Below are 15650 nucleotides of genomic sequence, written 5' to 3' on the forward strand. Positions count from 1 at the left end.
GCCCGAACCGAATGTTACGGCTCTCCACGTGCTCTGCGGCAATTATCAGAAAACCTGCTCAGCGTGCCGGCGCCAGCGGGGGAAGCCTCCCGCTCTACCCGAACAAGGTTACGACTCCGAACACCACTGCCCCCGCGAGGAGGGGGACGCTGAGATTATCGGTGCCCGCGGGGGAGAAGGCCTCGGCGACCGCCGCCACCAGCGCACCTGTGAGCGTGGCGGCGATGGCGGCGCCGGATGTGAGCGGCGGCGTCAGGGGACCCAGGGCCGAGCCGGGCACGAGGACAAGCGTCAGGAACATCGAGATCGCCGCGGCGACGAACATCGCCGCCGATCCCTCCCACGAGCGTGTGCCGCCAGCGACGTTGTAGCGATGGCGGCCAAAGCGCTTGCCAATGATTGCTGCCATCGAGTCGCCCCAGGTCATGGCCATCGTGCCGGCAGCGGCGATGTAGCCCTTGTCGTCCGGCGAATTTGTGCGCCAGAGTGCCAGAAACAGCAGGGTGATCGAGAGTGCGAAGTAGACCGTTCCGGGCGAACTATCGGGAGCGTCCATCGCCTGCAGCACCTTGTAGCGCCACAAGAAATAGTTGATTACAATGAACGAGGCGAAGGGGATGATCCCGATGTACCAGGTGTCGAACAGGGCCAGAACGCCAAAGACCCACATGCCCGCGCCGATATGGACGATCTTGCGGGTGAAATCCTGCGGATAGCCGCGCCAGCGACGGATCACCTCAGCCAGAACGAGCAACCCGGTCGCGTAAGCGTATGAGACCCCCAGCCCGATCCAGTCCTGCGTTGTCATAGGCAGTCCGGCAATCATTGGCGGAAATTGGCGCTATTCTAATGCCGGGCGGGGGATACGTCAATGGTCAGGGCTTACCGCAGAGGGCGCGAAGGGGCTTGTTGCAATCCTCTGCGCCTCTCCGCGCTCTTTGCAGCGAGAACGTCTTCGGTAGATGGAAGTCCCCTGTCGGTTTGCGCGGCGCGGTTCTGCGCCGCTCTGCGGAGTTATTGCGCGATAGGCGGCAATCGCGGTATAACTGTAGGCATCGTGTAAGGAGTGGAGCCATGCAGCAAGTTGACAAATACCTCGTTCCCGGCGTGTCGTGCCAGCACTGCGTCGCCGCCGTCACCTCCGGGGTGCGCAAGCTCAGCGGCGTGTCGTCCGTGGTGGTGGATCTGGGCAGCAAGCTGGTGACCGTCGAGCACGATCCCCAGGTGAGCGCCGCGGCTATCATCGCCGCGATCAAAGAGGCCGGCTACGACGACGTTCGCCCGGTTGCCTAGGGCCACGGCGGATCAGACAGGAGGGGTCGGGCTCTCAGGGGTAGGGTTTTCCAGCACATCCTTGCGTCGCATGCGCTATCCGGGGCATTGGGACGCCCGACTCTCCCCTCTCCCGCTCGCGGGAGAGGGGGCGGGGGCGTGAGGATCGTAAGCGCATTGGAATGCCGAAAACCCCTTCTCGCTTGAAAAACCCTGCACCTGAGAGGGGGCCGGGAGGGCCATGGCCCCTCCGGCTAACCCCGGAAACGAACCTATGGCCGAACAACAGATCCATCTCCCCGTTACCGGCATGACCTGCGCCTCCTGCGTGCGCCGGGTCGAGAAGGCCCTGGCGAAGCTGCCCGGCGTGCACGAGGTGCAGGTGAACCTGGCCGCCGAGCAGGCCAGCGTGCGCTTCGACCCGGACAGCGTGGCGCCCCAACAGTTGCAGGCCGCTGTGGAGCAGGCCGGCTACGGGGTGGTCACCGAACGCATCGAGCTGCCGATCACCGGCATGACCTGCGCTTCCTGCTCGGCCCGGGTGGAAAAGGCTCTCAAGCGCATCCCCGGCGTACTCGACGCCAGCGTCAATCTGGCCGCCGAGCGGGCCAGCGTGGTCTTCTCGCCAGCCTCGGTGAGCTACGCCGAGTTGCGCGCCGCGGTCGAACAGGCCGGCTATGGGGTGATTGCGCCCTCTGAGATCGGCGTCCCCCCTGAGGACGTGGAGGCCGCTGCCCGCGCCGCCGAGGTGCGCCGCAAGCAGCGACAGTTGCTTGTCGGCGTGGCCCTGGGGTTGCCGCTCTTCGTCCTGTCCATGGCTCGCGATGTTGGCCTGATCGAGCCGTGGCTCTTTGGCCGCGCCCTTGAGGCCCGCCAACTGATGGAACGGGTCATGGGGCCGGATACAGAGATGGGCCACGCCTATCCCGCCTTCTATGACCTGTGGAACTGGATCTTCCTCATCCTCGCCACGCCGGTGCAGTTCTTCAGCGGGCGCGACTTTTACATCAATGCCTGGAAGGCCCTCAAGGCCCGCGCCGCCAATATGGATACCCTCGTCGCTATGGGTTCCTCGGCGGCGTACTTCTACAGTGTCGGCCTGATGCTGCGCGGGGCCTCTGGCCACGTCTACTTCGAGACCGCCGCGCTGATCATCACCCTTATTCTCGTAGGCAAGTATCTGGAGTCCCGGGCAAAGAGCCGCACCAGCGCGGCGATCAAAACGCTGATGAGCCTCCAGCCCAGAACGGCGCGGGTGGTGCGTGGCGGCCAGGAGGTTGATGTGCCGGTCGCCGACGTGCGGGTCGGCGAGATCCTCATCGTCCGCCCCGGCGAGAAGATCCCGGTAGACGGAGTGCTGGTGAGCGGGGCCTCCAGCGTGGATGAGAGCCTGGTTACCGGCGAGAGTCTGCCGGTCGAGAAACAGCCGGGCGATACGCTGATCGGCGCCACGCTCAACCGCAGCGGCAGTTTCCAGATGCGCGCCACCCGTGTAGGCAAGGAGACGGCCCTGGCCCAGATCATCCGCCTGGTGCAGGAGGCCCAGGGCAGCCGGGCGCCGGTGCAGCGGCTGGTAGATCGGGTGGCGAGCGTGTTCGTGCCCGTGGTGATCCTCATCGCCCTGCTGACCTTTGCCGCCTGGTTCTTCATCGGCGACGCGGGCTTTACCCGCGCGCTGCTCTTCGCTGTGGCCGTGCTGGTCATTGCCTGCCCCTGCGCTCTCGGCCTGGCGACCCCCACGGCGATCATGGTTGGCACGGGCGTCGGCGCCGAACGGGGCATCCTGATCAAGAACGCCGAGAGTCTCGAGCGGGCTGCCCACATCCAGACCGTGGCTCTCGATAAGACCGGCACCATTACCGAAGGCCGTCCCGCCGTGACCGACGTGGTGGTCCTGCGCCAGTTCCCGCTGCACCCATCGCTGGCGGCGGCGCACGGTGCGGGATCCGCTGAGCAATTGGAGGCGCAGCAAGTGGTCGCGGACGCCCTCCCGTCGCCGGTGGCCGGCAATGGCGCCGCGTTCGCAGCCAGAGGACAGTCCGAGGACGTGGCGGTCGAGGGCGGTGCGGAAGAGCGCCTGCTCTGGCTGGCGGCCTCGGCGGAGAGCCGTTCCGAGCACCCGCTCGGAGAGGCGATCGCACGGACTGCTCGTGAGCGCGGGCTGGCCCTGGCGACCCCGGAGCGTTTCACCGCCATCGCCGGGGCAGGCATCGAGGCTAAAGTGGCCGGCCAGACAGTGCTGGTAGGCGCCCCCCGGCTGATGACCGAGCGCGGCGTCGCGCTGGACGCCCTGGCCGCCGAGGTAGAGCGCTTGCAGGCCATGGGCAAGACAGCGATGGTCGTGGCCGCCGACGGCGTGGCCCTGGGAGTGATTGCCGTAGCCGATACGGTGCGGCCCACCTCCGCGGCGGCCATCGCCGAGCTGCGCGACCAGGGCATCGAAGTTGTGATGCTCACCGGCGATAACGCCCGTACCGCCGCCGCAATCGCCGCTCAGGTCGGGGTGAGCCGCGTACTGGCCGAGGTGCGCCCTGAGGACAAAGCTGCTGAAGTGCATCGCTTGCAGGAAGAGGGCCGCGTCGTGGCCATGGTCGGCGATGGCGTCAATGATGCGCCGGCTCTGGCCAGCGCCAACGTGGGCATCGCCATCGGCGCCGGCGCCGATGTGGCCATAGAGACCGCCGATATCACCCTCATGCGCGGCGACCTGCGCGGAGTTCCACAGGCTATCGCCCTGAGCCGGGCGACCATGCGTACCATTCGCTGGAACCTCTTCTGGGCCTTTATCTACAACGTGCTGCTGATACCGGTGGCTGCGGGCGCGCTCTACCCTTTCACCGGCTGGCAACTCAGCCCGATCCTCGCCGCGGGCGCCATGGCCTTTAGTTCGGTGTTTGTGGTGAGCAACTCGCTGCGCCTGCGACGACGCTTTGCATAGCAGGAGTTTTCGGAGGGGTGCAACTCCCCCGAAAACCCTGCGGGCAGCAGCGTCGAGGAGCGGGAAGGGCAAGGCCTCGCTATGAGGTCTGAGGCGCCTCCGTATCTATCCACGCCAGATACGTCTCCAGCGGGCCGTTGAAGTAAACGTGGACAACCTGGTTGAAGGTGACGCGGCTAACCGCCTCCCACACCTCCTGGTCGTTGTGGCTGTGGACGACGAGCATGCCCCGTTCCGGGGCGTACTCATCCTCGCCAGGGGGAATGACAAAGGCGAGCCACTCGCCGGGGTAGCGCGACTCCACCTCGGCAATCAACTCCACGCGGCCTCGCTCCACCATGCCCGTATACGGGCAGCCGCAACCGCAGTCAGGGCCACAACTGCTATGTTCGCCGGTGCCGCACGACGGGGTGACGCCGCCATGCTCGGCGCTGGTAAGGTTGATCATGACTGGCATGGTCATGATTGTATACTATCCGCCCGCATGGCGCAAGCGATAGTGAACGCTCCTCGGCCCGAACAGCCTCGCGGGTGATCGAGGCGCGCGCCTGTCACCGGCAGGCTCACGCTCGCGCGCGCGCCCGTCGCCAGCGAAACTCCGGGGTGGCTTCCAGCCGCTCGATAAATGTCTGCATCGTGGGCACAAGGCGCTGACGTTGCGCGAGGCAGGGCGCGGTCGCGTCGCGCACCAGGCGGGCGAGTTCGGCGGAAATGCCTTGATGTCCCACCTGCCCGACGGCGATCCCGTGTGGTGGATCGCCGCCTCGGTCCTCCGGCGCCCCGGTGAGCATTTCCTCCAGCGTGCGCCCCAGGCCGTATACGTCAATGTGCGGGGTGAGCGTCTCCGGTCCGCTGCCGGTTAACCGTTCCGGGGGCAGGTAGCGCCGGGTGCCGTAGATGCTGCGCTGACGTGGAGCGCGCAGCGACTCCGCCGATCCCAGATCGATCAGGGCGACGTCGGCGATGCCACGCGTGGGGCGCAGGATGATGTTCGCGGGTTTAACATCGTGATGGATAAGGTCATGGCTGTGCAGGTGGCGCAGGACCTGGGCGGTCTGATAAGCGATGTGCGCCGCCAGGGTCGGGTGCAGGGATCGGCCCCGCCGCTGGCGCAACAGGTGCGCCACGGTCGGCCCTGGCTCAAAGGCCAGCGCAAGGTAGAGAATCGTGCTCCCATCGCTGCGGCCGTCGCCAGACAGTCGTGCCAGGCCCAGGTCACGCGGTCCCCGCCTCCCTGGACGCCCATAGCGGTGGCTGTACAGATCTACCAGGTGGGGATGCCGCAATTCGCTGCGCGAAAGGTAAGCGTGTTCGTCGTGCAGGTTGGCCTGGCAGTCCGGATAGGCCAGTTTGAGCGCGGCCAAGCCCCTGCCCCTGCGACCGGGCAGGGCGCACAGGCGCTCCAGCAGACTGGCGACGTGTTTTCGCCGGTTCCCGCGCCCCGCCGGTCGCGCCAGGTACAGCTCGCTCGCCCCGCTGCTGGCGATAGGCCGGAGGATTACAAACTCATCGATCCGCTGGCCGGGCCGGAGAAACGGAAGATCGTGCGGCATCGGCGCTCTCTGGACATGCCGTTCTCCTCTGGTGTACCGCCGTCGCCCGCTGCGCGATACGCCCCGATCCTGACCTGATCCGTCTCAATTACCCTTCCCGATAGATGCGACACACGCAGGGGCGGGTTCTAAACCCGCCCCTGCTGCCATCTACCGCATCTGGACGAGCGTTGCCGGCCGACTTAGGGTTCGGAAGCGCGTCACGATGCGAAACAAATCTTGTTAGCCCTGCGCTGCTGTTAACCGCCGGTTCACCCCGCAGCCACGCGCTTGCTCTCGACCGGCGCGCCCTGCTCCACCGGCACGCCCTGTCCCAGGTCCGGGCGCAGAGCCAGCGCCAGCACCCCCACGGCGCCGGCAACCATTACTAGTCCCGACAGATACGGCGCCATCGGCCCGAAGGCGTCGAATACCGCGCCGGCGAACAGCGGACCAACCACCATCATCAAGCTGTTGAGCGCCTGCACACCACCCAGGACCGACCCCTGCGTCTGCGGCGAGACGCGCCGCGAGATCAGGCTGGTCAGGCTAGGTGTGGCTATGCCACTGCCAATCGCCAGCGCTGCGGTGACCGGATAGAGCATCCAGCCGAGGGGGATGATGGCGATCATGCCGAAGGCCAGAGCCATAAGCGTCAGACCGCTGATGGCCAGGCGCGCCTCCCCAAAGCGCTGCACCAGCCGGCGGAGCAGCAAGCCCTGCATCAGTACCGCGATCAGACCAATAAAGGCAAAGACAAAAGCAATATCAGTCGGCCCGAACCCGAATCGGGTATTGGCAAACACGGCGAAATTGCTTTGCAGCCCGGCGAAGGCGAAGTTAAGCATCACTACGCCCAGCAACAGCGGACGGATCGCTTCCAGGCCAACCACCGCCCACAGACGCTTGAACGGATTAACGCTGCTCATCTGCTGCGCGCGTCGCTCAACGGGCAGCGACTCGGGCAGGCGGAAGTAGCCGAGGATCACGCTGGCAAATACCAGCGCCGCAGCGAAGAAGGCCGGCGCGCTCAGGCTGACCAGGCTGAGCAGCCCGCCCAGGGCCGGACCAAGCATAAAGCCCAGTCCGAAGGCCGCGCCGATCAGTCCCATGCCGCGGGCGCGCTCCTCCGGGGGCGTCACGTCGGCGATGTAGGCCTGCGCGGCGCTGATGCTGCCGCCGGTAATACCGGCGATGATCCGCGAAACAAACAGTACGGCCAGCACGGCCTCAGCGCCAAAGCCGCGCAGGCCGTCGGCCAGACCGAAGAGCAGGTACGAGAACGCTGCGCCGAGCAGGCTCAACAAAAGCACCGGACGGCGCCCGAAGCGATCCGACAGACCGCCCAGGATCGGCGCGAAGAGAAACTGAAACAACGAATAGGAGGCCGTCAGCGCCCCCACGATCAGCGCGTGGTTCGCCGCCAGCCACGGTGTTCCCGTCTCTTCAATGAGCTTGACATAAAAAGGAAGCAGCGGCAGGACGATGCCTACGCCCAGCAGATCGATGAAAATGGTGAGAAAAATAAACGCCAGCGATGCGCGATTGGATTTCAAGGTTGCCTCTCTCAGTACTTCGCCCTCATGAATATTTCCCTGTGAAGAATACCACGATGAATCAACTTTGTCAACCCTTTGCACAGATTTTGAGCGCCTGACCCCGCCAGCGTCCAGGTCAGGATCGGGTCTGTCTCCGGCGATGGAGTCCGGGGTCTGGCCGATGGATGTTGCCCGGACCTCTCCGGGTCCGGGCAGGGCCGTTGCGAAGTCTCCGGGGCTTGCCCCAAACCCCGGGTTTTCGAAGATTAAGAATTAAATCCGGTATAGCCCGCGCAGGCGGGCTTCGCATCGGTAGCCCGCGGCTTCAGCCGCCGGGCTATTGGCCGAATACCGGTTTATATTCTTATTCCTCATCAAAACTAACGAGAAACTGACCCTATCCGGCGGCGTAGCCGCCCGGACGCCTCCGTAGGAGGCGGACATTGCATCCAGCCCTGGGAGGTCAGGGTTCCCTGGCTGCATTTGCGGCAAGGATGTGGTAACATAGCGGGCAGGAGTGGACGGGCGCGGAGGTGGTGGCCCATGGTGTTTGCCGGCTTCTCAACCGATACGCTTGTGGGCCTGCCGCCAGAGTTGTTCAGCGAGATCATTCCCGCGATCACCCTCCCCAGCGAACTTAAGGTGACCTTGCATGTCTTCTACCGCCTGAGCCGGCAGCGGGCCACCCCTCGTCGCCTGAGCTGGGAGGAGCTTCTGGCGGATCGCACGTTGCGGCGCTCGTTGCGTGCGGTCTCGAAGTTGCGCCCGTTTGAAGATCTGCTGGCTGAAGGATTGGAGGCGGCCGTTCGACGAGGAACGCTGCTGCACGTGGCCCTGCCCGCCGATGGCCGCGTTGGCAACTGGTACCTGGTGCATACGGCCGCCAACCGGGCCTGGGTCGAGCGCCTGGCCCGGGCTCAGGTCGCCCTGGCGCCAGCCGCCGAACCGGCTCCGCAGCGGCTGTCGCTCATGAGCCTGTACGAGCAGAACATCGGCCTGATCACCCCGATGCTGGTCGATGAACTGCGCGAGGCTGAAGAACGCTATCCCCGCGAATGGATCGAAGAAGCCATGCGCGAGGCCGTCCGCGCTAATGCTCGTTCCTGGCGCTATATTCGCAAGGTCCTTGAGAGGTGGGCAGTCCATGGAAGACAGGATGCGACGCATCGCGCCGAACGACCTATTGACGTGGAAAAGTACACCGGCGGCGCCTTCGGAGATCTCTTCCGGCGCGGCAGCGACGACACCGACCTCTGATGCCCCCTGTCCCCGCTGCAAGGGCGCCGGGTATCTGGTGGCCGATGCGCCCTTTGGCCATCCCGATTTTGGCCGCCTCTGGCCCTGTAGCTGCCGCACAGCCGAACGCCTCCGGCAGCGCGGCGAGATGCTGCGGGCCATGAGCAACCTTGGACCGTTCCTCAATAAGACCTTCGAGAACTTTGACGCTGGCGTGCGCGGGGTGGCCCGGGCCTACGCCCGGGCGCTCAAGTTCGCCGAACATCCCGTCGGGTGGCTCATCCTCTTTGGCGGCTACGGCTGCGGTAAGACCCATCTCGCCGCTGCTATCGCCAACCGGCTCCTCGCCAACCACAACGAGGTGCTCTTCACGGTCGTGCCTGACCTGCTCGATCACCTGCGCTCCACCTTCGGCCCCCATAGCGAAGTGGGCTACGATGAGCGCTTTGAGCAGGTGCGCAGCGCCGGGGTGCTGATCCTCGATGACCTGGGCACCGAAAATGCCACCCCCTGGGCTCGTGAGAAGCTGTTCCAGATCTTCAATCATCGCTACAACTACCGCCTGCCCACGGTGATTACCAGCAATCGTGAACCCAGAGATATCGAGCCGCGCATTCTCTCGCGTATGACTGATCGGGACCTGTGTGACGAGATTATCATTATTGACGCCGATGACTACCGACGCACGCCCGTCACACAGCGCTTTGAACAGAAAAAAGCCCACCATCTGCAGCGCATGGGCCGCCGCGATGGCAGCGCCTGATCGCCGCCCATGGCGTCCTGGCTGGCGCGTGTGACCAGGGAGGGGGGGTGAAGCGGGGCTTACGCTTCCCGAACCCTTCCGTCCGGCGGTCCGGGGCCGCGGCAGCGTCGTTCGTCTTCAGGGCAAACCTCTAATTCCAGGTTTTGGCGCTGGTTCTGGCAGCGTAGCCGCCAGAGCCAGTGCAACGTTGCTCTGCGGGGCCGCCCGGCCGCTCCAGATCAAGGCTGGCGTTGCATTGGCCCGTAAATGCTCGTAATAGTCGTCTGGTATCATGGGTTCTTGCATGCACGCTGCAGCGTGTGCACTGCTGTGACGGGGAGCGAGAGCGATGCTACAGCACTATCTGTCCGCAGGGGATCTGAGCCGGTCCGAGGCCGAGGCCCTGCTGGATCGCGCTGCCGGCCTCAAGGCCGAGTTTCGCGCCAATGGCTGCGGGGCCCATCCCGGGTTGCCCCTCCGGGGGAAGACCCTCGCCCTCGTCTTTGAAAAGCCGTCCCTGCGTACCCGCGTGGCCTTCGAGGCGGGCATGACCCAGCTTGGCGGCCATGGATCGTACCTCTCGGCCAACGATATTGACATGGGCGGGCGCGAGAGCGTGCCCGATGTGGCGCGCAACCTCAGCCGCTGGGTGCAGGCTATCGCCGCCCGCGTCTTCAGGCATGCCACGGTCGAGACCCTGGCGCGCTACGCTTCCGTGCCTGTCATCAATGCCCTCTCGGATCGCGAGCATCCCTGCCAGGCCCTCGCCGATATGCTCACCCTTCGCGAACGGTTTGGCGCACTCCAGGGCCTGCGGCTGGCCTATGTGGGCGATGGCAACAATGTGTGCCATTCGTTGTTGCTGCTGGGCGCCACCCTCGGTCTGGATCTGGCCGTGGCCTGTCCTCCCGATTACCGTCCCGACGTGGAGATACTCGAACGCGCCGAGCGCCTTGCCAGCGCCAGCGGCGCCCGCATCAACATCAGCGCCGCCCCTGAAGAGGTTGTCGGCGGCGCTGATGCGGTCTATACCGATGTCTGGACCTCGATGGGCCAGGAGCACGAAACCGCCCGCCGCCGTCCGGTCTTCGCTCCTTACCAGGTGAACTCGGAGTTGATGGCCCGAGCCGCGCCGCGAGCGGTGTTTATGCACTGCCTCCCCGCCCATCGCGGCGAAGAGGTGACTGCCGAGGTCATTGATGGCCCGCAGTCGGTGGTCTTTGACCAGGCTGAGAATCGCCTGCATGTACAGAAAGCGTTGCTCCTTACGTTGCTGGGAGCATAGTGGTGTTAGGTGTGGAGCAATCTGGTTCCCTCGCCGTCCAACTGGCGTCAGTGAGCCTGACACCCTGATAGAAGGGGGAAGCCTGGTTTCCCGCTTTCGAGAATCGTCTTCCACGCGCAAAGAACAGAGCCATGGCAGGTAACCGCGCAATCTTCGACCGAGCGATGGAGCAGAGCCGTGAGGCGGCGCGCCAGGGTCAATGGGACGAGGCGCTGCGCGCCGCAGTTCGCGCTCTTCAGGAGTTCCCTCAGGACGCCGATGCGCGCACGGCGGCGGCCGTAGCTCTCTTTCATACCGGCAAGCTCGAGCGCGCGCTGCAACTGTTCGAGGAATTGCGCGCCGCGGATCAGCAGAACCCCTTCTTTCTGAGCTATATCGCCCAGGTGCACCAGCGTCAGGGCAACGTTGCGGCCGCCGTTGAGAGCTTCCGCGGTCTTGCCGATCTGCACCTGGCCCAGCGCCGGCCCGCCCAGGCGGTAGAGGCTCTGCGCGAATTGCTCAAACTGCGACCAGAGGATCGCGACCAGCGCCTGCGCCTCGCCCGGCTCTACGAAGAGATGCAGGCCCGCCAGGAGGCGGCGCGCGAGCATCTCGTCCTGGCCCAGCAGAGCTTCGCCGACCATCACCTCGACCAGGCCGCCGAGTCCGCCGAGGCTGCTCTGCGCCTCGACCCTGCCAGCCGGGAGGCCAAGGATCTGATCGTCAGTCTCCGCGACGCCATGGCCCGCGCGGCCGGCCTCGAAAGCGCCCGCGGTCCCGCGGTCGCGGCGGCTCCCGAGGTCCGTTCCGGTCGCGCTGTTGTCACCGGCGCGTTGCGCTCGCAGCAGTTCCAGGTGGAAAAGCTGGTTGAGCAGGGGCAGAAGGCCCAGGAGGCCGGCGACATTGACGCCGCCGCCGCGCTCTACGAACAGGCCCTGGCAGCCGGGTTGCAACGCGCCGACGTACTCTACTCGCTGGGCCTCATCTACCAGGAACGCGGCGACCATCGCGCCGCCGTGGATGTGCTCGTCCGGGCCGTCGCCGATCCCGAATATGCGCTGTCGGCCCACTTCGCTCTGGGCCTGAGCTACCGCGAACTTGGCCAGTTGCCGCAGGCCGCCCAGGAGTTCGAGCAGACCATCGCCCTGGTGGATCTGGAATCGATCGGCAAGGCCGAGTCTGAGGATCTCATCCAGATGTATGAGTACGCGGCGACAACCTGCGAGGAGATCGGCGACATCGCCCGCGCCGCGGCCCTCTATGGCGCCCTGGCCGGCTTCCTGGAGACTAGGCGCTGGGGGCGTGAGCGGGCCGTGGAGTTCAAGCAGCGCTCCAAGGATCTCGCCGATCGCAATATGTTCGCCAAGCTCCGCGAAATGGGCACCGGCGTGCTGACCCGGCCCGCGGAACCCGAGGCGCCCCCCGTTGAGGGGCCGCCCCTGGCCGAGAGCTGGGGCAAGATCCGCCCGATCACCGATTTCCTCCGCGAGCACCGCCCTGCTGACGCCGACGAACAGGACGCGCCTGTCCCCGAGCCGCGTCCCGAACCGCTCTTGTTGCTGGAGAGCCTGCCCGAGGTTGCGCCGCGATTTGCCCCCGCCACGCCCCTCGACACCACTGGCCTGCCTGAGGACGTGAAAGGCTGGGTCGAACTCAGCGGCAAGTACCTCGATCAGGGCCTGCTCGATGCCGCTCTCGACGCCTGCATGGAGGTGATCCGCCTCGACATTGACTATCTGCCCATTCACCTGCGTATGGGCGAGATCTACGAGCGCGAAGGGCGACCCGAAGAGGCCCTGGCCAAGTACCAGTTGTTGATTGACACCTTCCGCGTGCGTGGAGAGCCTGAGAAGGCCATTGACGTCTACTTCCGCTTTATCGAACTCTCGCCCGACACTATCAACGCCCGCGCCCGTCTCGCCGAGTTGCTGCGCAGCGCGGGGCGAACCGACGAGGCGGTGACGCAGTCGATCCTTCTGGCCAATACCTACGTGCGCCTGGGGCAGACCAATAAGGCCCTGGAGGAATACCGCCGCCTCATCCAGCTCGCCCCGCGCAATGCCCACGTGCATACCCAGTACGGCCTGACCCTGCTCAAACTCGAACGCTACGAGGCCGCGCTGACGGAGTTTCGCAAGGCCCTCGAATATGGCCGGCCGAACGACCCCGTAGCCGTGGCGCGCCTGAACCTCACCCTGGCGCTGATGGGCGACCAGCCCGACGCCGTGTGGGACTCCCTCGCCACGGTGCTGGACTTGCTCAAGCAGCAGCCGCAGGAGTTTAACCCCGTTCAGGCAGAGTATCGCAGCGCGTTGCTCCTGGCCGATGCGCCCATCTTGCACTACCTGCTGGCGATTATCCAGCAGCATGCCGGGCAGCACACCTCGGCCCTGCTGGAGCTGGAACAGGCCCAGGCCCTGCTCGCCAATGCCGTCGATCCGCTGCTCTCGCCGGTGCTGGCGTATCAGGCCGCTGCGGATAGCTGTATCGCCCTGGGCCGGGCCGAAGAGGCTCTGGAGCATTTGCGCCGGGCCCAGGCCGCGGCAGGCCCTGGCGCGCCCGCCGTCACCTCGAAGCACCCCTTCGCTACGCCATTGAGCCGGGGCGACCTGGTGCGGCGCATGGCTGAAGCCTATGCCGCCAGCGATGATCTGGCGGGCGCCGAGCGCGCCTTGCTGGAGGCGAAACAACTGTTGCCCTACGATCGGGCGATCTACACCAAGCTCGCCGACATCTACTTCCGCCAGGGCAAGCTCGCCGAGGCTCTGGCCCAGCTCGACGACCTGGCGACCCACTACGAGCAGCGCCAGCAACTCGACCGGGCCATCGAGATGCTCGAATACGCCCTGAAGCTGGCCCCCAATCACATTCCGGTGAGCAGCCGCCTGGCCCGCATGCAGTTGCGCCGCGGCTACGTTGAGAAGGGCCTCGAGGGATTGGTCCGCACCGCTGAACTGCAACGCAAAGCCGGGCAACTCAAAGACGCGGTCGCCTCGCTCCAGGAGGCCGCCCATGTCTACTGGATGCTCAGCGACCACGAGAAGGCCCGCCAGATGTACGACCGCATCGTGCAGATCGCCCCTAACGATGTGGATGCGCGCCAGTGGCTTGCCCTGATGTACACCCTGGCCTCGCGCCGCGATGAGGCCATCCGCGAGAAGAAACAGATCGCCCGTATCTTCGCCCAGCAGCGCGACTACGAGAACGCTATCGCCGAACTGCACCAGATCATCGGCCTTGACCAGAAAGACCTGGATGCCTACTATATGCTCGGCGACATGCTGATGCGCCGGCAGGAGTACGCCCAGGCGATCCAGTTGTACAATCGCATGCTCAAACTCGAGGGCGTTGAGGTTGAGCGCGTGGAGGCGCTGGTTTCGGCTGCCAATCGCATGCTGCAGCAGCAGATGCGGTCGTAGCCTGGCAGCGTCGCCAGGAAAGCGGGGACGACGCTCTCTGTGCGCAAAACGAGACGCAGGGAGGCGCAATCCTCCGCACCTCCCCCGAAGATGTGAAAAGCCGGGGCGTGGGGAAAATGGCTTTCCCCGCGCCCCGGCTTTTAATGATCGCACCTTCACAGACGAGTGTGGTCACGCGGGGCTCGTGCCCGCAATAGCCGCCCCTGGCGGGGCTGGCTCCCTAGAAAGGAGGTGATCCATCCGCAGCTTCCGCTACGGATACCTTGTTACGACTTCGTCCCAGTCGCGGCCCCTGCGCTCGGCCGCTGCCTCCCTTACGGGTTAGCGCACGGACTTCACGCATTGGCCACTCCCATGACGTGACGGGCGGTGTGTACAAGGCCCGGGAACGTATTCACCGCGCCGTGGCTGATACGCGGTTACTAGCAACTCCGCCTTCACGGGGGCGAGTTGCAGCCCCCGATCTGCACTGGGGCCAGGTTTGGCGATTTGCTGACCGTTGCCGGCTCGCGACGCACTGTCCGTGGCCATTGTAGCGTGTGTGTGGCCCCAGGCGTCAGGGCCATGCTGACTTGACGTCATCCGCGCCTTCCTCCGCCCATCAAGGCGGCTGTCTCGGCAGACACGGGTAACTGCCGACGCGGGTTGCGCTCGTTGCGGGACTTAACCCAACATCTCACGACACGAGCTGACGACAGCCATGCAGCACCTGTGCCGCACCCTCGCAGGCGGCGCGGTTTCCCGCGCCTGCAGCGGCATGTCCAGCCTGGGTAAGGTGCTTCGCGTTGCGTCGAATTAAACCACACGCTCCGCTGCTTGTGCGGGCCCCCGTCAATTCCTTTGAGTTTTAAGCTTGCGCTCGTACTCCCCAGGCGGCCGGCTTACCGCGTGAGCTAAGGCGCCCAGGCGCCGTTGAGCGGCGCCCGGTCACCGAGCCGGCAGCGTTTACGGCGTGGACTACCCGGGTATCTAATCCGGTTTGCTCCCCACGCTGTCGCGTCTCAGCGTCAGGCCGGGCCCAGGCGGCCGGCTGCCCCACCGGCGTTCCTCCGGATCTCTACGCATTTCACCGCTACACCCGGAATTCCGCCGCCCTCTGCCCGCCTCCAGTCGCATCGTATCGGCGCGCCTCGCCCGGTTAAGCCGGGCGCTTTCAGCGCCGACGCACGCAACCGCCTACACGCGCTTTACGCCCAGTGATTCCGGACAACGCTCGCCCCCTCCGTCTTACCGCGGCTGCTGGCACGGAGTTAGCCGGGGCTGATTCGGGGGGTACCGTCAGCCTCTTCCCCCCCAAAAGGAGTTTACAACCCGAAGGCCGTCGTCCTCCACGCGGCGTTGCTCCCTCAGGCTTGCGCCCATTGGGGAAAATTCCTTGCTGCTGCCTCCCGTAGGAGTCTGGGCCGTCTCTCAGTCCCAGTCTGCCTGGTCGTCCTCTCAGACCAGGGACCCGTCAAAGGCTTGGGAGGCCGTTACCCCCCCAACTACCTGATGGGCCGCAGGCTCATCCCGGAGCGACCGCAGTCTTTCCTCGTCGCCGAGCGTATGCGGGATTGCCACCGCTTTCGCGGCGATATCCCCCACTCCGGGGCAGATGCCCACGTGTTCCTCAGCCGTGCGCCACGCAGCGGCGCAAGCGCCCTGCGTTCGACTTGCATGCATTAGGCACGCCGCCAGCGTTCGTCCTGAGCCAGGATCAAACTCTGCGT

Annotated in this window: 10 protein-coding genes and 1 rRNA gene; 6 read left to right on the forward strand and 5 right to left on the reverse strand. The window is 65.5% G+C overall.

The features are described from left to right. Positions 1-94: 94 nt before the first annotated feature. Positions 95-808 carry a phosphatidate cytidylyltransferase gene (locus NZU74_16055; protein MCS6882848.1) on the reverse strand — a complete coding sequence of 238 codons (714 nt, stop codon included), beginning with the start codon at positions 806-808 and terminating at the stop codon, positions 95-97. A 266-nt stretch (positions 809-1074) separates the two neighbouring features. Here NZU74_16055 and NZU74_16060 point away from each other — a divergent pair, with 266 nt between their 5' ends. Both NZU74_16060 and NZU74_16065 read left to right on the forward strand, forming a co-directional pair. Further along, positions 1075-1293 carry a copper ion binding protein gene (locus tag NZU74_16060; GenBank protein MCS6882849.1) on the forward strand — a complete coding sequence of 73 codons (219 nt, stop codon included), beginning with the start codon at positions 1075-1077 and terminating at the stop codon, positions 1291-1293. Between the two features lie 253 nt (positions 1294-1546). Then, complete coding sequence (locus tag NZU74_16065; protein ID MCS6882850.1) at positions 1547-4210, forward strand: heavy metal translocating P-type ATPase; 2664 nt, start codon at positions 1547-1549, stop codon at positions 4208-4210. A 79-nt stretch (positions 4211-4289) separates the two neighbouring features. Here NZU74_16065 and NZU74_16070 read toward each other — a convergent pair whose 3' ends face one another. The 3 genes from NZU74_16070 to NZU74_16080 form a co-directional block, all read right to left on the reverse strand. Next, positions 4290-4673 (reverse strand): hypothetical protein, encoded by a 384-nt coding sequence (locus NZU74_16070; protein ID MCS6882851.1) that lies wholly within the window; start codon positions 4671-4673, stop codon positions 4290-4292. 100 nt (positions 4674-4773) lie between these two features. Continuing rightward, positions 4774-5763, reverse strand: a complete 990-nt coding sequence (locus tag NZU74_16075; protein MCS6882852.1) for a protein kinase — start codon at positions 5761-5763, stop codon at positions 4774-4776. Between the two features lie 251 nt (positions 5764-6014). Continuing rightward, complete coding sequence (locus NZU74_16080) at positions 6015-7298, reverse strand: MFS transporter (protein MCS6882853.1); 1284 nt, start codon at positions 7296-7298, stop codon at positions 6015-6017. A 525-nt stretch (positions 7299-7823) separates the two neighbouring features. Here NZU74_16080 and NZU74_16085 point away from each other — a divergent pair. The 4 genes from NZU74_16085 (at position 7824) to NZU74_16100 (ending at position 13941) form a co-directional block, all read left to right on the forward strand. Further along, positions 7824-8537 carry a DnaD domain protein gene (locus NZU74_16085; protein ID MCS6882854.1) on the forward strand — a complete coding sequence of 238 codons (714 nt, stop codon included), beginning with the start codon at positions 7824-7826 and terminating at the stop codon, positions 8535-8537. Beyond that, the gene (locus NZU74_16090; protein ID MCS6882855.1) at positions 8437-9279 is read left to right on the forward strand and encodes an ATP-binding protein; all 843 of its coding nucleotides are present in this window, start codon (positions 8437-8439) and stop codon (positions 9277-9279) included. Before NZU74_16085 ends, NZU74_16090 begins: the two co-directional genes overlap by 101 nt. A gap of 328 nt (positions 9280-9607) precedes the next feature. Then, a complete protein-coding gene (gene argF / locus NZU74_16095; protein ID MCS6882856.1) occupies positions 9608-10543 on the forward strand; it encodes an ornithine carbamoyltransferase in 936 nt (311 codons plus the stop codon). A gap of 131 nt (positions 10544-10674) precedes the next feature. Next, entirely contained in the window at positions 10675-13941 is a 3267-nt protein-coding gene (locus NZU74_16100) for a tetratricopeptide repeat protein (protein ID MCS6882857.1), read from the forward strand. Between the two features lie 224 nt (positions 13942-14165). Here the strand turns inward: NZU74_16100 and NZU74_16105 are convergent. Beyond that, a 16S ribosomal RNA gene (locus NZU74_16105) occupies positions 14166-15650 on the reverse strand.

The organism is Chloroflexaceae bacterium, from assembly GCA_025057155.1.
Lineage (GTDB): Bacteria > Chloroflexota > Chloroflexia > Chloroflexales > Chloroflexaceae > JACAEO01.